Consider the following 20,520-nt stretch of genomic DNA (forward strand, 5'->3'; position numbering starts at 1 on the left):
GAAAATATACAGTTGGTAGCAGTTTTCTTGTAACTTTTGGTAGGTAAGCCGTTTAGAAAACAACTATATTTGCAAATCAAAATTGCATTAGAAAAAGATTACATGAAGCATATTAGAAATTTTTGCATCATTGCACATATTGATCACGGGAAGAGTACGTTAGCCGATCGCTTGTTAGATTACACAGGCGCGGTTACAGATAGAGAGAAGCAAGATCAGTTGTTGGATAGTATGGATTTGGAGCGCGAGCGAGGCATCACCATTAAGTCGCACGCTATCCAGATGGAATACACTTATGAAGGTCAAGAATATGTTTTAAACCTCATAGATACCCCTGGTCACGTAGATTTCTCTTATGAAGTATCTCGTTCTATTGCAGCGTGTGAAGGTGCATTGCTAATTGTAGATGCAGCGCAAAGCATTCAAGCCCAAACAATTTCAAACTTATATTTGGCACTTGAAAATGATTTGGAAATTATTCCTGTACTTAACAAAGTAGATTTACCAAGTGCAAACCCAGAAGAGGTAACCGACGATATTGTAGACCTTTTGGGCTGCGACCCAGAAGAGGTGATTCACGCTAGTGGAAAAACAGGTTTTGGAGTCGACAATATTCTTAAAGCTATCATCGAGCGTGTACCCGCACCAACAGGTAACGAAGACGAGCCTTTACAAGCCTTAATTTTCGATTCGGTTTATAACCCATTTCGTGGTGTAGAGACCTATTTTAGAGTCATAAACGGAAAAATTAGAAAAGGCCAACAGATTAAATTCATTGCAACGGGAAACACCTATTTTGCGGATGAAGTTGGGACACTAAAATTGAGTCAAGTCAAGAAACAAGAGATAAAAGCAGGAGATGTAGGTTATCTTATCACTGGAATTAAAGATGCTCGTGAAGTAAAAGTTGGAGATACAATTACCGACGCTAAAGTACCAACTACAAACGCTATTGAAGGGTTTGAGGATGTAAAACCAATGGTTTTTGCTGGTATTTACCCTGTAGATACCGAAGATTATGAAGAGCTCAGAGCATCTATGGAAAAGCTTCAGCTTAACGATGCTTCACTAGTATTTGAGCCAGAAAGCTCTGCTGCTTTAGGATTTGGTTTCCGTTGTGGATTCTTAGGAATGTTACATCTCGAAATTATTCAAGAACGCCTAGAGCGTGAGTTTAATATGACGGTGATTACTACCGTACCAAATGTAAGTTATCATGCTTTCACCAATAAAAATCCGGACGATATAATCATCGTAAATAATCCATCGGATTTACCAGAGCCATCAACATTAAATCGTGTAGAAGAGCCATTTATTAAAGCAACAATAATTACTAAAGCCGATTTTGTTGGCCCTGTAATGAGTTTGTGTATCGAAAAGCGAGGACAAATCACAAATCAAACCTATCTAACAACAGAGCGTGTAGAATTGAGTTTTGATATGCCGTTGGCAGAGATTGTTTTTGATTTTTACGATAGATTAAAAACGGTTTCAAAAGGCTATGCCTCTTTCGACTACTCACCAATTGGTATGCGAGCCTCTAAATTGGTTCGTGTAGATATACTATTGAATGCGCAGACTGTAGATGCACTTTCAGCATTAATTCATGCAGATAATGCCTATAATATTGGTAAAAAAATGACCGAAAAGCTTCGCGAATTAATACCACGCCAACAATTTGATATTCCGGTACAAGCGGCAATAGGTGCTAAGATTATTGCGCGTGAAACGATTAAAGCGCTTCGTAAAGATGTAACTGCAAAATGTTACGGTGGTGATATCTCACGTAAACGAAAACTCTTAGAAAAGCAGAAAAAAGGAAAGAAACGTATGCGCCAAGTGGGTAACGTAGAAATTCCTCAGCAAGCGTTTATGGCGGTTTTAAAGTTGAATGATTAGCGTATAGCTCAAATATATTTTATACTTTGAAGCCTCTAAATTTTAGAGGCTTTTTTATAAGATGAACTTAAGCTACTGGGAAATAAAATCATGGTTAACTAACGTCGATTTCACTATCATCGGTAGTGGTATTGTTGGACTAAACTGTGCGCTTCAGTTACGAGAAAATCACCCTAAAGCAGATATTCTAATCCTCGAAAAAGGCATTTTACCACAAGGCGCAAGTACTAAAAATGCTGGTTTTGCCTGTTTTGGGAGTTTAAGCGAGTTGATTTCAGACTTAGAGTCACACTCAGAACAAGAAGTTTTTAGTTTGGTAAAACAACGTGTTGACGGACTTAAATTATTAAGAGAAACACTCGGAGATAAGGCCATAGATTATCAACAACTTGGCGGCTACGAATTATTTACAAAAGTAGACAAAGCACTTTATGAGGAATGTTTAAGCCAAAAAGATGAAATAAATGATTTACTAAAACCAATTTTCAATGCAGAGGTTTTTAGTTTTAAGAACAATCAATTTGGATTTAAAAATGTTCAAGATACGTTTGGTTTTAATCAGTTTGAAGGGCAAATAGACACAGGTAAAATGATGGCAGCTTTACTTCAAAAAGCGCATCAAAAAGATATCAAAATTATTAATTCTACTGAAGTTTTATCGTTTTCAGAAGATGCAAATTCAGTAAAAATAAAAACCCATCATTTTGAGTTTTCAACCCAAAAACTACTCATTGCAACAAATGGTTTTGCTTCAAAATTAATTGATGAAAACGTTAAGCCTGCTCGCGCTCAAGTTCTTATCACAGAGCCAATAGAAAACTTAGATATCAAAGGTACGTTTCATCTCGATAAAGGCTACTACTATTTCAGAAATATAGACAATCGCATTCTTTTCGGTGGTGGTCGAAACCTCGATTTTAAAACAGAAGAAACTTCAGAATTTGGACAAACACAATTGGTAAAAAATAAACTAGAAGAACTTCTAAAAACGACTATTTTACCAAAAAAAGATGTAAAGATTGACCATTATTGGTCAGGTATCATGGGCGTTGGTAACCAGAAAAAACCAATCGTAAAACAACTAAGCAATAATGTGTTTTGCGGAGTAAGACTTGGCGGAATGGGTGTTGCTATTGGTAGCATAATAGGTAAAGATTTGGCAGATTTGGTATTAATATGAAGTTAAAACAAAACCTTTACAACCAATGCCAAGCACAACTTGGCTCACGCTTAGAAGTCATCAAGAATAAAATTGCAGACATTCAAAATTCACTCCAATCTGAAACAAAAAGTACGGCTGGCGATAAGCACGAAACGGGAAGAGCTATGTTGCAATTAGAACGTGAGAAAGCAGGGCAGCAATTGGCAGAACTTCAAAAACAACAAGAGCTCCTTCATAAAATCAATCCAAAACAAATACACACTAAAGTAGCTTTAGGCAGTATAGTCAAAACGTCTTCAGCAAACTATTTTATTGCTGTTAGCGTTGGCGAAATTAAGTTCAATAATGAGTTGTTTTTCGCCATTTCTGCTGCAACACCTATTGGTCAACTACTTCTTTCCAAACAAGTTGGCGATAGCATTCAGTTTAGGGCGCAACAATTCACAATTACAGAGATTATCTAGGAAAAATACCGTTTTAAAAACGGATTGCTTCTGCTATGTACATTAATTTGTCGTTTTTCTCTTATGAGCCTTTAGAATATTGTCATAACTTCACAATAAAATTTACTATGAGAATACGTTTGATAGTTTTGATGTTTTTATGTTTTGGAGTTAAGATTTTTGCTCAAAATACATCATCAATAGATTTTGAAATAAGAAACTTAGGTGTTAACGTCGATGGTTTTTTTAAAAGCTTTACAGTAACCACAAAGTTTGATGACGCCAATAATCTCGAAGATTTTACAGGAGAAATCAAGGCTAATTCTATAGAAACAGGAATAGAAAGTAGAGACGAGCATCTTCTTAAGGAAGACTATTTTTACGTATCAAAGTATCCATTAATTACTATGGATGTTGTGGAGTTATATAAAAAAGCTGAAAATAGATATTCTGCAAAAGTTAATCTTAGGATTAAAGGAAAGGCAAAACAAATTACAATTCCATTAAAGGTTGAAATCACAGATTCTCAGCGTAAAATAACATCTGAGTTTGAAATTAACCGTAGAGATTTTAATGTCGGAGGAGGAAGTTTTGTAATGAGTAAAACTGTGAAAATTAAAGTTGTGCATATAGAAACCTTTCAATGAATAAAACCGAGATAGATGTAATTGTTATTGGTGGTGGTTTAGCCGGATTAACGAGCGCCATTCATCTTTCTAAAAAAGGTTTTAAGGTTTTACTCATCGAAAAAAACGGCTATCCAAAGCATAAAGTCTGTGGCGAGTATGTATCTAACGAAGTTTTGCCGTATCTCAATTTTTTAGGTTTTAATCCTTTTGAATTTGGTGCAAAACGCATTTCAGAATTTGAATTAACAACCCATAACAACAAAAAAATAACAGCCAAATTACCACTTGGTGGTTTTGGGATGAGTCGACACAAAATGGATTTTCAGTTGTACCAATTGGCATTAAAAAACGGCGTTGAAGTGCTTCAGGATATTGTAGAAGATGTTGATTTTAATAACGATATTTTTCAAGTTGAAACAAAAGAAAATCAAATAATTCAGTCTAAAATAGTCATAGGTGCCTTCGGAAAACGCTCAAATCTCGATGTAAAATTTCAACGAAAATTCATTCAAAAAAAATCGCCTTATTTGGGTGTGAAAATTCATGTATCTGGGGAATTTCCTGAGGAAAAAGTAGCACTTCATAACTTTAAAGGTGGTTATTGCGGTGTATCTAAAGTAGAAAACGACTATATTAATTTGTGTTACATCACTAATTTTGAAGCTTTTAAGAAGTTTAAAGATATTAAGGCGTTCCAGGACGAGGTATTGTTTAAAAATGAAGCTTTAAAACAGATGTTTCAAAACTCAAAACCAGAGTTTGAAAAACCTTTAACCATTAGTCAGATTTCGTTTGAAACTAAAAATCCGGTTGAAAATCATATGATTATGTGTGGCGATACCGCCGGAATGATTCATCCCTTATGTGGCAATGGCATGGGAATGGCGATTCGTAGCGCACAAATAGCATCTGAGCTAATAATTGATTATCTTGAAGGAAAATTCGACAGTCGAGCAAGTTTTGAAAATGCTTACGCCAAACGCTGGAAAAAAACCTTTAGTTTAAGATTAAAAGCGGGACATACAATCGCGTATTTGTTTCGGCAAAATTGGTTAGCGCCAAAGCTTTTAGTACTGTTAAGGTGGTTTCCATTTTTGGTACCGCAAATTATTAAAATGACGCATGGCAAGCCTATGAAAGTTTAAAGTAAATCTGGTGGCTGAGGTTCTCGAAGCCACGAAAAACAAGATTGATGGATGACTGAGTAGAGTCGAAGTCAAAAAAAAGTCTGTCCGTTCGAGCGCAGTCGAGAACTAATTAATTGAAAGTATTGTTTATAAACACTACATACCGCAGCAATAAAACTGAAATTATGGACGACTTTTCCATGAAAGGCGACCTGCTGCGCGACACTTTAGACAAACTAGGAAAAATAAACAAATGGTTAGGAGGCAATCGAGTGACTTTAGATGGTGTTTCGCAATTGTTGCAATATCAACCCAAAGACAAAACATACACAATTATTGATTTGGGCTGTGGACATGGAGATATTTTGAGGCTAGTTGCCGACTTTGGAAGAAAAAATCGTTATCAGTTCAATTTAATAGGTATAGACGCCAATCAAGATGCGATTGATTATGCTTCAGAATTGTCGGTAGATTATCCTGAAATTACATTCGAAAACTATGATATTTTTTCGAAAGAATTTAAAAACTTAGATTACGATATCGCTCTAGCGACTTTGTTTTTGCATCATTTTAAAACCGAAGAATTAGAAGTGTTATTGAAGCAATTATCGGGCAAAGCAAGATTAGGGTTAGTAATTAACGACTTGCACAGAAGTGAAATGGCTTACGGTTTGTTCAAGTTGTTAAGTTTGGTAATTTCTAACCAAATGATAGTTGAAGATGGGCTAACTTCAATTTTAAGAGCCTTCAAAAGAAAAGACTTAGAAAACCTAACAAAAAAATTAAACCTCAAATCAGAAATCCGTTGGAAATGGGCATTCCGTTACCAATGGTTAATAAAAACATAGATGGCAGTACGCATTACATCAGTGGCAAAACAATTGCCAGAACATACAAGAGAAACCAAAGACATTCTGCCTTTTGTCGAGCTTTGGCTAGAAGGACAAGACGAGCGTTTTAAACGAAAAGTCCTTAAGATTTTTGAAAATGCTGCGGTTGACAAACGCTATTCTATTATGGGACCAGAAGAGGTATTTTTAAAAACATCCTTTGAAGAAAAAAATGATATATACATAAGAGAAAGCATAAAATTGGCTGAAAAAAGCTTGGTAAAAGCCTTAGATAAAGCGAGCTTAAAAGCTACTGACATAGACTATATCATCACCGTGAGTTGCACGGGAATCATGATTCCGTCTCTAGATGCGTATTTGATTAATAGTCTCAAAATGAAACAAGACATCGTACGTTTACCCGTAACCGAAATGGGTTGCGCGGCAGGGGTTTCGGGTATTATATATGCAAAGAATTTTCTTAAAGCAAACCCCAACAAACGTGCTGCTGTGATTGCGGTAGAATCCCCAACGGCCACCTTTCAGTTAGAAGATTATTCCATGGTAAACATTGTCAGTGCAGCTATTTTTGGTGATGGATGTGCGAGTGTAATTTTATCATCTTATGAGGATGAAAAAGGGCCTGAAATTAAAGATGAAGCCATGTATCACTTTTACGATGCGAATCATATGATGGGTTTTAAGTTAAGAAACACAGGTTTGCAAATGGTACTGGACCAATCGGTACCACAAACGATTGCCGACCATTTCCCGCAGATTATTCATCCGTTTTTAGAGAAAAACAATTTAAAAATTGAAGATATCGACCATTTGGTATTTCATCCAGGTGGAAAAAAAATAGTACAAACCGTTGAAGATTTATTCGGAGAATTAGGAAAAAATATAGACGACACCAAAGAGGTTTTACGCCTTTACGGAAACATGAGTAGTGCCACTGTTTTATATGTGTTAGAACGTTTTATGGATAGAGATTTACCAAAAGGCGATAAAGGTGTCATGCTTAGTTTTGGGCCTGGTTTTTCAGCGCAACGAATTTTGTTGGAATGGTAGTCTTCGACAAGCTCAGACTGACAAAAGAATTACTATCAGTATTTTAGTGTATCAATTAATTGAAGAAACCAATTTTGATTATAAATTATAAAGACAAAACCAAGGTTAAATGTCATGCTGAGCATGTCGAAGCATCTTAATTTTAGATAAATTATGACTAAAGAATTTAAAAATAAAAACCAGTGGGCATTAATCCTCGGTGGAAGTTCAGGCTTAGGTTTAGCAACAGCTAAAAAGCTAGCCAAACACGGTATGAATATTTGTATCGTTCATCGGAATCCGCGCATGCAAGAGGACGAAATACAAGCTGAATTTAAAATTATAAAACAACAAGGCGTTGCTTTTAAATCCTTTAACACAGATGCTTTTAAACCAGAAAAAAGAACCGCTGTAATCGAAGCTTTACAATCTGAGTTTGGAAGTCAACACAAGATTAAAACCTTTGTACATAGCGTTGCAAAAGGCAATTTAAAACCAATGGCTTCAGAAGATAGCCCCGTTTTAAAACACGATGATTTTGCTTTGACCATTAATGCAATGGGTATTAGTTTATACGATTGGACGAAAGCACTTTTTGACGCTAAACTTTTTACTGAAGACACCAGAATTATAAGTTTTACAAGCGAAGGCAATAGCAAAGCGTGGCAAAATTATGCCGCAGTTTCGGCAGCTAAAGTGACGCTAGAAGCTATAACCAGAAACATCGCTCTGGAGTTTGCGCCATTCGGCATAAAAGCCAATTGCATCCAAGCAGGCGTAACCGACACATCGTCATTACGAATGATTCCTGGAAGTGAAAAAATTATAGAACACACCTTAAAACGAAATCCAAATAAGCGATTAACCTTACCGGAAGATGTGGCAAATGCTGTTTATTTATTAAGTAAAGACGAAGCCGCTTGGATTACAGGAACAGTTATTCCTGTGGATGGTGGAGAACATTTGAGTTAGTATGAAAAAAACATTTGATTCATATACAAAGGCCAAAGTTTTAAAGGCTTTTTTGAAAGACTCTTTAAGTCACAGACAAATAGAAAAAGACATTTTAGATATTCCGTATTTGGCTAGAGGTGGCGGTTTTGTGGCAATGGAGATATTGCATAGCTATAATATTAAGAAAGAAAAGAAAGGAATTTTAAAAAATAAATCTATAGATGAATTATATGAAATTAAAGATAAAAAGTTTAATCGGGGTTTAGATTTATTAATAGAGTTAGACTCTTCTTATGAAGAGTCTGAAAAATATTTTAACTCATTTTCTGAAATAGACAACAATATAATAACTGATAGAATTAGTCAAGTTAAAACTAGAGTTTTTCAAGATAAACTAAGGAGGATAGTATTATCAAATTATAATTGTAAATGTGCTTTTTGTGAAATTGATAAAGAAGATTTATTGATATGCAGCCATATAAAGCCTTGGGCAATCTCAATCGAAGATAGATTGAAAGCAACTAACGCAATTTGTTTATGTGTTTTACATGATAAGTTATTCGACAAAGGTTATTTTGGGTTAGATTCTAGTTATGATATTGTTTTTTCAAAAAAGGCAGATTTTACAATAAAAAGAATACTTGAACCTTTAAAATTTAGAAAACCAATAAGAAGTCAACCAAGTTTAGAGTTTTTAAATTATCACTTAAAAGAGATTTGTTTAATAGAATGAACCCAGAACAAATCATATCACTCTTACCATACCAAAACCCGTTTTTGTTTGTGGATGGTATCAATCAAATTTCAGAAGATGGAATAAAAGGTCATTACACCTTCAAACCAGATGAATTTTACTATGAAGGTCACTTTAAAAATAACCCAATTACACCAGGTGTTATTTTAACGGAATGTATGGCTCAAATCGGCTTAGTGTGTTTGGGTATTTATTTATTGAGAGATAAAATAAATTCAGAAAACCAACCGCAAATAGCTTTAACATCGCATCAAGTAGATTTCTATTTGCCAGTTTTACCGGGCGAAAAAGTGGCTGTGACCTCAGAAAAAGAAGTGTTTCGGTTTAATAAGTTGAAATGCACAGTCAAGATGCTAAATGAAAAAGGCGAATTGGTAGCGAGAGGTTTAATTTCAGGAATGATGAAAGTTTAAAAATTGAGATAATGCCAAATGTGAAAGCAAATGTCATGCTGAGCATGTCGAAGCGTTTGATTATTTTAGGTTTGTAGAAGTCTTCGACAAGCTCAGACTAGCAGAGATGTAATTAATTGAATTTTGAAGAATAAATCTGGATGAATAATAACAGAGTCGTCATAACAGGATTAGGAGTCGTTGCACCAAATGGTGTCGGCCTTTCAGACTTTATCGAAGCTCTAAAACAAGGTAAATCAGGGATTTCGTTTCATCAAGAATTAGCAGATTTAAAATTTTCATGTCAAATAGGCGGTATTCCAACAATTTCAGATGAATTAAAATCGAAATATTTTACCGATTTACAGTTACGAGGTTTTAATAGTTCGGGTATTTTATACGGATGTATTGCAGGAATTGACGCATGGAAAGATGCAGGCTTCGACAGTAATCCAGATAGCGAATTGGACTATGATACGGGACTAATTTTCGGCACAGGAACTTCGGGTGTTGAGAAATTCCGAGAAGCGATTTACAAGCTTGATGAAGGTCAAGTAAGGCGTTTAGGAAGTACTGTTGTACTTCAAACCATGGCAAGTGGTGTCAGTGCGTATTTAAGCGGAATGTTGGGTTTTGGTAATCAAGTCACTACAAATTCTTCGGCATGTACAACAGGAACCGAAGCCGTGTTAATGGGTTTTGAGCGCATCCAAAATGGAAAAGCAAAACGGATGTTAGTGGGTAGTTGCAGTGACCACGGACCTTATGTTTGGGGCGGATTTGATGCTATGCGTGTTATGACTTACAAGCATAACGATTCACCTGAAGAAGCATCGCGACCAATGAGTGCAACAGCTTCGGGTTTTGTTCCCGGAAGTGGCGCGGGTGCGCTGGTCTTAGAATCTCTCGAAAGCGCTTTAGAACGCGGTGCCAAAATTTATGCTGAGGTTCTTGGAGGTGAAGTTAACTCTGGCGGACAACGTCAAGGCGGAACCTTAACTGCGCCAAATGCTGAAGCCGTGCAACGTTGCATTACAAAGGCGATTCAGAATTCGGGAGTTTCCTCGAATGATATAAATGTTATAAACGGGCATCTTACCGCAACGACAAAAGATGGTTTGGAAATCGAAAATTGGACAAAAGCTTTACATAGAAATGGAGGCAATTTTCCGTATATCAATTCAACAAAATCTATGGTTGGACATTGTTTGGCTGCTGCTGGAGCTATTGAATGCGTGGCAAGTGTTATTCAGTTAAATGAACAGTTTGTAGCACCAAATATCAATTGTGAAGATTTGCATCCAGATATCGAAGATATTGTAAATCGCGAGCAAATTCCGACTGAAAAACTGAATCTAAATTTTGACGTGATTGCTAAAGCCAGTTTTGGATTTGGAGACGTCAATGCTTGTGTGGTTTTCAAGAAATTCAATTAATTTTGATAATGTCACCTTGAGTGCAGTCGAATTACAATTTTCAATTTTATTAAATTGAAAATCACTCGAACCGACATCATCAAAATCCCTATCTTTACTATATAAAATAACACTATGACCAAAGACGAATTAATAGAAAAACTTAAAGGCATTATTGCACCATACATCCAAGACGAAGCAGCTTTTGCAAACCTTAACGAAGACACGGATTTTGTAAAAGATTTAAAAATTAATTCAGCCAATTTGGTTGATATCATTCTAGATATTGAAGACGAATTTGATATCCGATTAGAAAACGAGGACATGGAAAAAATGCTCGATGTAAAATCGGCAATGGCTATTGTGAATGCTAAGCTCGAAGCCTAATGGTTGGCAACGATATTGTAGATATCGCCAAAGCCAAGAAAGACTCTAATTGGCAACGCCCACGTTTTTTAGACAAACTCTTTACCGGGAAGGAACAAGAATTCATTAAAAATTCAGAAGACAAAACTATTACCGTTTGGCAATTGTGGTCCATGAAAGAGGCGGCTTACAAACTATATGTTCAAAAACATCCAAGTCGGTTTTACGCACCAAAGCAGTTTGAATGTGTCGCACATGCTTCAATTTGGAAGGTGAATTATAAAGAGTTCTCATGTTATCTTTCAATCAAAAAAACAACAGATTACATTGTATCTGAAGCGCGATTAATTCCGCATAAAATGACATCTGAACTCGTAGTTTTTAAAGATGAAAATTTGAAAAGTCAGAGTCAAGTTTTAAGAGATAAACTAAGTGAAAGGATTAGTAAGATAGAAAGTATTTCGACCAACAGTATAGAATTCCAAAAATCAGAATTTGATATTCCGATTATGAAGTTTGATTCTAAAAGAATGAATGTGAGCCTGACACATCATGGCAGATTTGGCGCTTTTGCTTTCTAAAAATAACTATGAAAAAATTAGAAAACCTCATATCAAAAATCATAAAACTCAGAATTACAATTATTGCTTTTTTGGTAATTGCTTTGGGATTTTCTGGCTATAATACTCTCAATAAATTAAGCGTTGACAACTCGCTTGGCATTTGGTTTTTAGAAGATGACCCAAGCTACAAAGCCTATATTCAATTTCAAGAAGAATTTGGCTCTGACGAGATTTTTATTGCTATGTTTCCTGTTGAAAACGCTATTGGGAAGAAAGAAGTTTCGGATTTAAAAGCGCTTCACAACCGTATTGATGCATTACCATACGTGCAAACCTCTTTTAGTTTAGCAAAAGCAAAATACCCTATTTACGCCAATCAGAAGATTAATTTTGATGATTTATATAATGACCAACGAAGCGATAGAGGTTTAAAAAATCTATTCAGCAAACTGCCAAATATCACATCGCAGTTAGTGTCTAAAGATTATAAAAGTCAGTTCTTTTATATTCAACTAAAGCCAACATCTACGGTTGAAGAAGAGCGCCAAGCCATTGCTGCAGAAATGCGGCAAATTATTGAAGAAAACTACAAAAATTATTACCTCACAGGTCCACCAGTTTTAAACGAGGCTTACAGTAAAGGTATTTATAAGGAGAGTCTTCTGTTTGGGGTTTTAACCGTTTTGGTGATTACGTTGATGTTGCTGTTTTTATTGCCGAGTAAACGTTATTTAATCATTTCATTATTGTCTGTTGCCATACCAATTAGCTTACTTTTTGGACTCATAACTTCGCTCGGATTTGCTCTGAATATGATATCCATGCTCATTCCAACCATACTTATGGTGTATAGTGTTAGTGATGCGGTGCATATCATAAATATTTATCACAAAGAAGGCCTGACAAATAAATCGTTGACAAAAGTTGAACTTTTGGCTGTAGCCATTCGTAAAAGTTTCACGCCTTGTTTTTACACGACTTTAACGACGTTTGTTGGTTATTTTGCACTGTATTTATCGCCATTACCTGCGTTTAAGAACATGGGTGTTTTTACCTGTATTGGCCTAGTGTTCAGTTTTATTTTGGTGTATGTTATAACCATAATTGGATTCAGTTATATGAATCTCAATTTTGAAAAAGCAAAACCACTTTTAAGCTTGAAACGTTTAAACCAATCTGCTTTTATCGACTGGTTAAACCGAATTACGTCTGATTACAAAAATGGAATTATTATTGGGTTTACAGCAGTTTTAATATTTGGATGTTATTCTATTTTTCAGGTGAAAATAGACACTAATTCTCGTGATCTTTTGGCCGAAGGAAAGGCCAAACAAGATTTACGAAAAGTTGAAACTGAACTTGGAGGAAGTAATCGTTTGCAAATAAATATTTCGACATCTGATGGGAGTGTTATTCTGAATAAAGACGCGTTAAAACAGCTTGAAGATTTTCAAACAAAACTTGAAGCAAACGAATTGATGTCTAACCCTGTATCGGTAGTGACGATTAAACAATTCTTAGAAAAGCGAACGCCAGTCTTGTTTCAATCTAATGTGTCGGAAGATAGAATAAAGGCAACACTTTCTGAAGTTGATGCCAAGGACAATAGTTTTTTTAAATTATTTTCTGAAGACTTAACAACAGCGGGATTTACCTTAACATTAATGGAAGGACGAACATCCCAGCTGAATAAAGTTTTAGACGATATTAAATTGGCATTTGAGTCGTCTTTTGATACTAATAAGTACAATCTTAAAATTAATGGCTTCGCCGTAGTCTTTGCACAGCTCAACAAATTTATTCTAGAAACACAATTCAAATCGTTTTTTGCTGCGTTTATCGTGGCTTTCTTTTGCTTATTGGTGTTTATAAAACGTTTAAGAACTACGATTTTAGTATTGATTCCAAATTTATTACCACTAACTGTTTTGGCAATTTTAATGTGGGCATTAGACATTCCATTAGATGTAACCACTGCAATGATTACCCCAATTATGTTAGGCATTGCTATGGATGATACGATTCATTTGGTCTATAAATACAGACGAAGTAAAACCGTAAAAGGTAGTGCAAAAGAGCGCATGGATAATGCTATTAATTATACTGGTGGCGCATTATTCAGCACAACAATTGCCCTTGTTGGCGGCTTTTTAATCATAGCGAGCAGTGCGACGCCATCGGTACGCGATTTTGGGTTGTTATGCGCCACGACTGTTGCTATTGCTTTAATTACGGATATTTTTTATTTGCCTGCTTTGTTGAAGAAGTTTGATAGGTGATTTATTTCTAAAAAGAGAAGAATATCTGCGTTTCAGCCTCTATTAGTGTTCTATGATAAATGAATAGGGTATTTGAGCCATGCTCAACTTCAACCAACCAATAATCCCCATTAAAATAAGAGTTTTTAACGACACCTTTTTTGGTCGCTGAGGTGTTTTGAAGCGAATCTTCATCAACTATTTTAAGCTGATGTGCGTAATAAATCTCACCATCAATTACATTAAACTCTCCAAAAAAGGAGGCAATTAATGGCAGTTTCGGATTGCTATATAAGTTTTGTGGTGTGTCTTTGGCAATGATTTTTTTTTGGTCTAAGACTAGCATTTCATCGGCGAAACCAAGAACATCATTATTGTCGTGCGTAGCAACGATACATGCAATATTATGTTCTTTTAAATAGGAAAATACACTTCTACGGAGCGATTGTTTTTTAAAGTTATCAATATGGCTAAATGGCTCGTCGAGTAATAATATTTCAGGTTGTTTGGCTAAGGCGCGCGCTAAAGCCACACGTTGTTTTTGTCCGCCGCTCAGGTTTTTAACTTTGGTTTTTGCAAAATCTTCAAGCTGTACTACTTTGATGAGTTCAGTTGTGCGTTTTTGTTTTTCTTCGGGGTAAAAGCGAGACAAATGCTTTCCTATATTTTCTTCGACTGTAATAAAAGGCATCAAATCGAATTCTTGCGATACGTACTTCATAAAATCATAGCCAATCACCAAATTATGTTTTGGCCCGAGAATTTGGGTGTCTTTCCAGAAGATTTCGCCTTGAGGCAAATCATATTCGCCATAAATGAGTTTCAAAAGCGTGCTTTTCCCGGAGCCACTTTCGCCAATAATCGCTAGATTTTTACCTTTTTCAAGATTGAAACTGATATTATCTAATACCAGAGTTTTATTGTACCCAAAGCTGATATTTTTTACTTGAAGCATTATGCAAAAATAAGACCTACAAAGCTATTACCACTTTGTAGGTCAATTTTATTATAGTCTTTGGCAAGAACTTAATCTTTAAAGTCTTGATTTGGCAAGGTTTCAAAGCCCATGTTAAATAGCGTAAAACCATAAATATCGGCATATTGCTCTATGGTTTTGCTTACTGGCGTTCCGGCACCATGTCCTGCATCTGTTTCAATTCTTATAAGTGTTGGGTTATCTCCTGTTTGCTTTGCTTGTAACTCTGCAGCAAATTTAAAACTGTGCGCAGGCACCACACGATCGTCATGATCACCAGTTGTGACCATAGTCGCAGGATATGACGTTCCATTTTTCACATTATGAACAGGCGAATAGCCTTTAAGATACTCAAACATTTCTTTGCTATCTTCAGCTGTTCCGTAATCGTATGCCCAACCTGCACCTGCAGTAAACGTATGGTAACGTAACATATCTAAAACACCAACAGCAGGCAACGCAACTTTCATTAAATCTGGACGCTGCGTCATGGTTGCACCTACCAATAATCCACCATTAGAACCACCTCTAATTGCCAAATAATCTGATGAGGTATAGTTGTTTTCAATTAAATATTCTGCTGCTGCAATAAAATCATCAAATACGTTTTGCTTTTTTTGCTGAGTCCCTGCATCGTGCCATGCTTTTCCGTATTCGCCACCACCACGAAGATTTGGCACGGCGTAAATGCCACCTTGCTCCATCCAAATGGCATTAGTGATGCTGAAACTTGGGGTTAAACTGATATTGAATCCGCCATAGCCATATAGAATGGTTGGGTTTTTACCATTAAGCTCAAGCCCTTTTTTATGGGTAATAATCATAGGCACTTTTGTACCATCTTTAGACGTGTAAAAAACTTGATTGCTTTCGTAATCTTCTGGATTAAAATCTATCTCTGGTTTACGGAATAGTTCTGAAGTCCCTTTCTCAATATCGTATTTGTAGATACTTCCAGGAGTCACATAATTGGTGAACGAGTAGTATAATTCTTTATCTTCTTTTTTAGCACCAAATCCACCAGCTGAGCCTACACCTGGTAATTCTATTTCGCGAACAAGTTTCCCGTCATAATCGTATTGTAAAACCTTAGAAACAGCATCTACCATATATTCGGCAAAGAAGTAACCACCACCTGTAGATGGACTTAATACGTTTTCGGTTTCTGGAATAAAATCCACCCAATTTTCTGGTGTTGGGTTATTCGCATCAACCGTTACAATCTTTTGGTTCGGCGCATTTAAATTGGTCATTATGTAAAGTTTAGACCCGACATTTTCGATGATGTTAGAATCACTATCGGTATGGTCTAAAATGGTAACAAAATCTGAATTTGGTTTTGTTAAATCTTTGATTAATAATTTATTTCCAGATGTAGAAACTCGTGGCGTAATAATAAGATATCGGTCATCCTCAGTAACGCCACCATAAATATAGCGATGCTTCTGTTCTGGTGTGCCACCGTAAATTAGTTCATCTTCCGACTGTGGCGTTCCTAATTTGTGATAATATACTTTATGCTGGTCTGTTTTGGCTGAAAGCTCACTTCCTTCTGGTTTATCATAGCTAGAATAATAAAAACCTTCGTTTTTGTACCAAGACATGCCGCTGAATTTAATGTCTACAAGCGTGTCTTCTACAATTTTTTTAGACTCAACATCCATAACTAAAATTTTACGCCAATCACTACCACCTTCGGAAATAGAGTAGGCTAGTATTTTTCCGTCTTTGGAGAAACTTGTGCCGCCTAGGGAGATTGTTCCGTCTTCTTTAAAGGTGTTTGGGTCTAAAAATACTTCTGCAGTACTTGGGTCGGCATCGTTTTTATAACGGTAAATGACATATTGATTTTGAAGTCCATCATTTTTGTAGAAATAGGTATAATCACCTTCGATAAATGGTGCACCAACTTTTTCATAATTCCATAGTTTAGATAAACGTTCTTTAAGTTTTTCACGATACGGAATATTTGCTAAGTAATCTTGAGTAACTGCATTTTGACGCTTAACCCAATCTTCTGTTTCTTCGCTGCGGTCGTCCTCGAGCCAACGATATGGGTCTTTTACTTCCTCTCCAAAATAGGTGTCCACATGGTCGACTTTAGTCGTTTCTGGGTATTGAACTTTAATCACTTCTTTAGTTTCTTTTTCATTTTTACAAGACATAAAAAATACGAATACTAATAACAAATAAGGAATACGTTTCATTGTTTTAGGTTTTGTTTACCCTAAAATTAACTAAAAAAGCACCTATCGATTAACGAAAAGTGCTTTTTAAGATTTTTTTATGTTGATTATCGCGTTTATACTAAACCATTAGCCACCAAATATTCGGCAATTTGTACGGTATTAGTGGCTGCTCCTTTTCTAAGGTTATCACTAACAATCCACATATTTAATGAGTTAGGTTGTGACATGTCTCTACGAATACGACCTACAAAAACTTCGTCTTTACCGTTAGCATACATTGGCATTGGATAGGTGTTGACATCTGTATTGTCTTGGACAACAACGCCATCTGTGGCACTTAAGAGTTCACGCACTTCTGTTAAATTAAAATCGTTTTCAAATTCTACATTAACAGATTCGCTATGACCGCCAGCAGTCGGAATACGTACTGCAGTTGCTGTTACAGCAATAGTGTTGTCGTTTAGGATTTTTTGGGTTTCACGGACGAGTTTCATTTCTTCTTTGGTGTAACCCGTTTCTTCAAACACATCACAGTGTGGAATTGCGTTTTTGGCAATTGGATATGGATACGCCATTTCGCCTTTTATACCTGCAATTTCGTTTTCCAATTGTTCTACAGCTTTGACGCCTGTTCCTGAAACAGATTGATAGGTAGAAACGACTATGCGTTTTATCTTATATTTTTTATGAAGTGGTGCTAATGCCATTACCATTTGTATGGTGGAGCAATTGGGATTGGCAATAATTTTATCGGCTTTGGTTAGTTGACTAGCGTTAATTTCTGGAACCACTAATTTTTTATCCAAATCCATACGCCATGCGGATGAATTATCAATTACAGTCGTTCCCGCTTCGGCAAATTTAGGCGCCCATTCTAAGGACGTACTTCCACCTGCTGAAAATAAGGCGATATCTGGTTTTTGCTCGACAGCATCAGACAAACCAATAACTTTTATAGGCGTATTTTTATAGGTGATTTCTTTACCAACGGAACGCTCTGAAGCCACCAACAGAAGCTCGTCCATTGGGAAATTGCGCTCTTCTAAAACTTTAAGCATAACGCTACCGACAAGTCCAGTAGCGCCGACAATAGCTATTTTCATTCTTAGTTATTTAATTGAAAGCAAAAGTAGCTTATTCAACAAATGTGAAATAGTAATTTTAAAAATTATAACAAAAAAGACCCTGACTGTTACATCAGGGTTTGGTTAAAAATATGTAGCGTAGCGGTAGCTAGCTTTCTTATTTTTTAAGTAAATCTCTTATTTCTGCTAAAAGATCTTCTTGGCTTGGTCCAGCTGGTGCTTCTGGAGCAGGCTCTTCTTTTTTCTTCATCTTATTAACGCCCTTTACAACCATAAACATTACAAATGCTACGATAATAAAATCGATGACGTTAGTTAAAAATGTACCATATTCTAAATAAACTTCGCCTACCATTTCGCCTGCATCGTTTAGAGCTCCATCTTTTAATTTGTATTTAAGTGACTTAAAGTCTGAATCAAATATTAATCCAATTAACGGTGATACAATTCCTCCTGTAAATGAAGCTACAACTTTGTTAAAGGCAGCACCCATAACAAAACCAACGGCAATGTCTACAAGATTGCCTTTCATTGCAAACTCTTTAAATTCTTTAAGCATAATTTTAAGTTTTATTAGTTAGTATTATAAAAACTAAATTTAGTTAAAATTTTAACATCTTCAATAAAAAGTATAAAATTCCCCTAAAACTTACTTAATTATTTTTCGTTTAACACGCTGAGAAATAGCGGTTAAAATTTCGTAAGATATGGTGTTTGCAGACTCGGCAAGTGTAGAAGCTTTGTAATTTCCATCGAAGACAATAACCTCATCACCTTCTTTACAATCAATGTTGGTGATGTTTACCATAATCATATCCATACACACATTTCCAATAATTGGAGCCTTTTGTCCATTGATAAAAACAAAGCCTTTTTTGTTACCAAACTGCCTTGAAATTCCGTCGGCGTGACCAATAGGAATTGTAGCCGTTTTTTCAAAGCCTTTTGCTTTGTAAGCACGATTATAACCAACAGTTTCGTTCTTTTCTATTAAATGAATTTGCGAAATGATTGATTTTAATTTAGCTATGGGCTTTAAATTCTGGTCTTCTTTTGCAGAGTTTCCAAAGCCGTACAAACCAATACCACAACGTACCATATTAAAATGCGCTTCGGGATAATTTATAACGCCAGAGGTATTACATAAATGAAACCATGGTTGGTAGCCTATTTGAGTTTCAAAATTTGAAGCAATGTTTTTAAAATCTTCAATTTGTTTTAAGGTGAAATCTTTTTCATTTTCATCTTCACTTGCCGCCAAATGCGAAAACAACGATTTAGCTACAATAGATGAGGTGTTTTTTAGCTGATTAACTATAAATTCAATATCGTTATGCCAAAAGCCCAAACGATTTAAACCTGTATTGAATTTAATATGAACCGGATAATTCTTTTGGTTTTCTTGTTCTGCTATCTCGATAAATGTCTTTAGAATACGCGGACTGTATATACTTGGCTCTAGGCAACGCTCGATAATCGTTTTAAAATTAATCACCTGAGGATGCAACACCAAAATGGGTGTTGTAATACCTGCGTCTCTTAGGGCTACACCTTCGCTTGTGTAAGCCACAGCAAAATAGTCCACAGCAAGTGTTTCTAGATGTTTAGCCACTTCGATTGAGTCACTTCCGTATGCAAAGGCTTTAACAACCGCCAAGAATTTGGTTTCTGGTTTTAGCTTAGATTTTAAATAGTTATAGTTATGCGTCAGCGCATCAAAGTGAAGTTCTAGGATGGTTTCTTGCGCTTTAGACATCAGAGTTTTTGTCTTTCGAGGTTACTTCCTCAGCATCTTTTACTTTCATCTGACGTACTTTTTCGCGAAGCATACATTTATAGTAAGCGGCTCTACTTAATGGCTCGTATTCGTCTACTTCACCCAATAAAACCAAATCATCGCTCTTGGCTTTTCTGTAAGAGTATTGAGCTAAATTCCCTGTTTTTGTGCAAACGGCGTGTACTTTAGTCACATACTCCGCTGTAGCCATAAGGTTAGGCATTGGGCCAAAGGGATTACCTTTAAAATCCATATCTAAACCAGCCACAATAACACGTATGCCTTTATTGGCCAAATCATTACAGACACTTACAATCTCATCATCAAAAAATTGAGCCTCGTCAATACCAACCACATCACAACCATCTGCCAAAATAGGAATATTAGCAGCAGCTGGGACTGGCGTAGAACGAATTTCGTTTGAGTCGTGGGATACTACTTTTTCCTCATCGTAACGCACATCTACGGCTGGTTTAAAGATTTCAACTTTTTGTCGCGCAAATTGAGCACGCTTAAGTCGGCGGATTAATTCTTCTGTTTTACCAGAAAACATAGACCCACAGATGACTTCAATCCACCCAAATTGTTCTTTATGATTTACCGTATTTTCGAGAAACATTTCGTAATTTTAGCACTAAATCGTGTTCGATT

General features: G+C 36.0%; 20 protein-coding genes. 14 read left to right on the forward strand and 6 right to left on the reverse strand.

Annotated elements, in window-relative coordinates:
• Window positions 1–102: 102 nt before the first annotated feature.
• The 14 genes from lepA (at window position 103) to BUB95_RS05355 (ending at window position 13,863) form a co-directional block, all read left to right on the forward strand.
• On the forward strand, window positions 103–1,899 hold the full coding sequence (gene lepA / locus BUB95_RS05290; protein WP_073083963.1) for a translation elongation factor 4: 1,797 nt from the start codon (window positions 103–105) through the stop codon (window positions 1,897–1,899).
• A gap of 61 nt (window positions 1,900–1,960) precedes the next feature.
• A complete protein-coding gene (locus tag BUB95_RS05295; RefSeq protein WP_073083965.1) occupies window positions 1,961–3,079 on the forward strand; it encodes an NAD(P)/FAD-dependent oxidoreductase in 1,119 nt (372 codons plus the stop codon).
• Complete coding sequence (locus BUB95_RS05300) at window positions 3,076–3,525, forward strand: 3-oxoacyl-ACP synthase (protein ID WP_073083967.1); 450 nt, start codon at window positions 3,076–3,078, stop codon at window positions 3,523–3,525. The genes BUB95_RS05295 and BUB95_RS05300 overlap by 4 nt, the downstream gene beginning before the upstream one ends.
• A gap of 107 nt (window positions 3,526–3,632) precedes the next feature.
• Complete coding sequence (locus BUB95_RS05305; RefSeq protein ID WP_159432640.1) at window positions 3,633–4,151, forward strand: YceI family protein; 519 nt, start codon at window positions 3,633–3,635, stop codon at window positions 4,149–4,151.
• Window positions 4,148–5,278 (forward strand): NAD(P)/FAD-dependent oxidoreductase, encoded by a 1,131-nt coding sequence (locus BUB95_RS05310; RefSeq protein ID WP_073083972.1) that lies wholly within the window; start codon window positions 4,148–4,150, stop codon window positions 5,276–5,278. The genes BUB95_RS05305 and BUB95_RS05310 overlap by 4 nt, the downstream gene beginning before the upstream one ends.
• A 167-nt stretch (window positions 5,279–5,445) precedes the next feature.
• Complete coding sequence (locus tag BUB95_RS05315; RefSeq protein ID WP_073083974.1) at window positions 5,446–6,108, forward strand: methyltransferase domain-containing protein; 663 nt, start codon at window positions 5,446–5,448, stop codon at window positions 6,106–6,108.
• Entirely contained in the window at window positions 6,109–7,161 is a 1,053-nt protein-coding gene (locus BUB95_RS05320) for a type III polyketide synthase (RefSeq protein ID WP_073083976.1), read from the forward strand. It begins immediately after the preceding gene.
• 153 nt (window positions 7,162–7,314) lie between these two features.
• Window positions 7,315–8,112 (forward strand): enoyl-ACP reductase FabI, encoded by a 798-nt coding sequence (locus BUB95_RS05325; protein WP_073083978.1) that lies wholly within the window; start codon window positions 7,315–7,317, stop codon window positions 8,110–8,112.
• A 1-nt stretch (window position 8,113) separates the two neighbouring features.
• Window positions 8,114–8,827 (forward strand): HNH endonuclease, encoded by a 714-nt coding sequence (locus tag BUB95_RS05330; protein ID WP_073083980.1) that lies wholly within the window; start codon window positions 8,114–8,116, stop codon window positions 8,825–8,827.
• Window positions 8,824–9,261: a 3-hydroxyacyl-ACP dehydratase FabZ family protein gene (locus BUB95_RS05335; RefSeq protein ID WP_073083982.1), complete on the forward strand. Its 438-nt coding sequence runs from the start codon at window positions 8,824–8,826 to the stop codon at window positions 9,259–9,261. The genes BUB95_RS05330 and BUB95_RS05335 overlap by 4 nt, the downstream gene beginning before the upstream one ends.
• A gap of 140 nt (window positions 9,262–9,401) precedes the next feature.
• Entirely contained in the window at window positions 9,402–10,676 is a 1,275-nt protein-coding gene (locus BUB95_RS05340) for a beta-ketoacyl-[acyl-carrier-protein] synthase family protein (protein WP_073083984.1), read from the forward strand.
• A gap of 114 nt (window positions 10,677–10,790) precedes the next feature.
• Complete coding sequence (locus tag BUB95_RS05345) at window positions 10,791–11,042, forward strand: acyl carrier protein (protein WP_073083986.1); 252 nt, start codon at window positions 10,791–10,793, stop codon at window positions 11,040–11,042.
• Window positions 11,042–11,602 carry a 4'-phosphopantetheinyl transferase superfamily protein gene (locus BUB95_RS05350; protein ID WP_073083988.1) on the forward strand — a complete coding sequence of 187 codons (561 nt, stop codon included), beginning with the start codon at window positions 11,042–11,044 and terminating at the stop codon, window positions 11,600–11,602. The genes BUB95_RS05345 and BUB95_RS05350 overlap by 1 nt, the downstream gene beginning before the upstream one ends.
• 8 nt (window positions 11,603–11,610) lie before the next feature.
• On the forward strand, window positions 11,611–13,863 hold the full coding sequence (locus tag BUB95_RS05355; RefSeq protein ID WP_073083991.1) for an efflux RND transporter permease subunit: 2,253 nt from the start codon (window positions 11,611–11,613) through the stop codon (window positions 13,861–13,863).
• Between the two features lie 7 nt (window positions 13,864–13,870).
• On the opposite strand, the gene BUB95_RS05360 is transcribed toward BUB95_RS05355, so the two are convergent.
• The 6 genes from BUB95_RS05360 to BUB95_RS05385 form a co-directional block, all read right to left on the reverse strand.
• Window positions 13,871–14,797 carry an ABC transporter ATP-binding protein gene (locus tag BUB95_RS05360; protein ID WP_073083993.1) on the reverse strand — a complete coding sequence of 309 codons (927 nt, stop codon included), beginning with the start codon at window positions 14,795–14,797 and terminating at the stop codon, window positions 13,871–13,873.
• Window positions 14,798–14,868: 71 nt separating this feature from the next.
• Window positions 14,869–17,025, reverse strand: a complete 2,157-nt coding sequence (locus BUB95_RS05365; RefSeq protein ID WP_073083995.1) for a prolyl oligopeptidase family serine peptidase — start codon at window positions 17,023–17,025, stop codon at window positions 14,869–14,871.
• Window positions 17,026–17,120: 95 nt separating this feature from the next.
• Window positions 17,121–18,110, reverse strand: a complete 990-nt coding sequence (locus tag BUB95_RS05370; RefSeq protein WP_073083997.1) for an aspartate-semialdehyde dehydrogenase — start codon at window positions 18,108–18,110, stop codon at window positions 17,121–17,123.
• A gap of 139 nt (window positions 18,111–18,249) precedes the next feature.
• A complete protein-coding gene (gene mscL / locus BUB95_RS05375) occupies window positions 18,250–18,651 on the reverse strand; it encodes a large-conductance mechanosensitive channel protein MscL (protein WP_073083999.1) in 402 nt (133 codons plus the stop codon).
• Window positions 18,652–18,741: 90 nt separating this feature from the next.
• Complete coding sequence (alr, locus tag BUB95_RS05380; RefSeq protein ID WP_073084001.1) at window positions 18,742–19,848, reverse strand: alanine racemase; 1,107 nt, start codon at window positions 19,846–19,848, stop codon at window positions 18,742–18,744.
• Window positions 19,841–20,488, reverse strand: coding sequence for a thymidine kinase (locus BUB95_RS05385; protein WP_073084003.1), 648 nt, complete (start codon window positions 20,486–20,488; stop codon window positions 19,841–19,843). Before BUB95_RS05385 ends, alr begins: the two co-directional genes overlap by 8 nt.
• Between the last annotated feature and the right edge of the window lie 32 nt (window positions 20,489–20,520).

Source organism: Winogradskyella jejuensis (assembly GCF_900129745.1).
GTDB lineage: Bacteria > Bacteroidota > Bacteroidia > Flavobacteriales > Flavobacteriaceae > Winogradskyella > Winogradskyella jejuensis.

Bases quoted from the DNA above. Each gene is read 5' to 3' on its own strand.
- mscL (WP_073083999.1), bottom strand. From the start codon at position 18,651: ATGCTTAAAGAATTTAAAGAGTTTGCAATGAAAGGCAATCTTGTAGAC.
- BUB95_RS05365 (WP_073083995.1), bottom strand. From the start codon at position 17,025: ATGAAACGTATTCCTTATTTGTTATTAGTATTCGTATTTTTTATGTCT.
- BUB95_RS05335 (WP_073083982.1), top strand. From the start codon at position 8,824: ATGAACCCAGAACAAATCATATCACTCTTACCATACCAAAACCCGTTT.
- BUB95_RS05310 (WP_073083972.1), top strand. From the start codon at position 4,148: ATGAATAAAACCGAGATAGATGTAATTGTTATTGGTGGTGGTTTAGCC.
- BUB95_RS05325 (WP_073083978.1), top strand. From the start codon at position 7,315: ATGACTAAAGAATTTAAAAATAAAAACCAGTGGGCATTAATCCTCGGT.
- BUB95_RS05340 (WP_073083984.1), top strand. From the start codon at position 9,402: ATGAATAATAACAGAGTCGTCATAACAGGATTAGGAGTCGTTGCACCA.
- BUB95_RS05355 (WP_073083991.1), top strand. From the start codon at position 11,611: ATGAAAAAATTAGAAAACCTCATATCAAAAATCATAAAACTCAGAATT.
- BUB95_RS05330 (WP_073083980.1), top strand. From the start codon at position 8,114: ATGAAAAAAACATTTGATTCATATACAAAGGCCAAAGTTTTAAAGGCT.
- BUB95_RS05350 (WP_073083988.1), top strand. From the start codon at position 11,042: ATGGTTGGCAACGATATTGTAGATATCGCCAAAGCCAAGAAAGACTCT.
- BUB95_RS05315 (WP_073083974.1), top strand. From the start codon at position 5,446: ATGGACGACTTTTCCATGAAAGGCGACCTGCTGCGCGACACTTTAGAC.
- alr (WP_073084001.1), bottom strand. From the start codon at position 19,848: ATGTCTAAAGCGCAAGAAACCATCCTAGAACTTCACTTTGATGCGCTG.
- BUB95_RS05370 (WP_073083997.1), bottom strand. From the start codon at position 18,110: ATGAAAATAGCTATTGTCGGCGCTACTGGACTTGTCGGTAGCGTTATG.
- BUB95_RS05345 (WP_073083986.1), top strand. From the start codon at position 10,791: ATGACCAAAGACGAATTAATAGAAAAACTTAAAGGCATTATTGCACCA.
- BUB95_RS05300 (WP_073083967.1), top strand. From the start codon at position 3,076: ATGAAGTTAAAACAAAACCTTTACAACCAATGCCAAGCACAACTTGGC.
- lepA (WP_073083963.1), top strand. From the start codon at position 103: ATGAAGCATATTAGAAATTTTTGCATCATTGCACATATTGATCACGGG.
- BUB95_RS05305 (WP_159432640.1), top strand. From the start codon at position 3,633: ATGAGAATACGTTTGATAGTTTTGATGTTTTTATGTTTTGGAGTTAAG.
- BUB95_RS05320 (WP_073083976.1), top strand. From the start codon at position 6,109: ATGGCAGTACGCATTACATCAGTGGCAAAACAATTGCCAGAACATACA.
- BUB95_RS05360 (WP_073083993.1), bottom strand. From the start codon at position 14,797: ATGCTTCAAGTAAAAAATATCAGCTTTGGGTACAATAAAACTCTGGTA.
- BUB95_RS05295 (WP_073083965.1), top strand. From the start codon at position 1,961: ATGAACTTAAGCTACTGGGAAATAAAATCATGGTTAACTAACGTCGAT.
- BUB95_RS05385 (WP_073084003.1), bottom strand. From the start codon at position 20,488: ATGTTTCTCGAAAATACGGTAAATCATAAAGAACAATTTGGGTGGATT.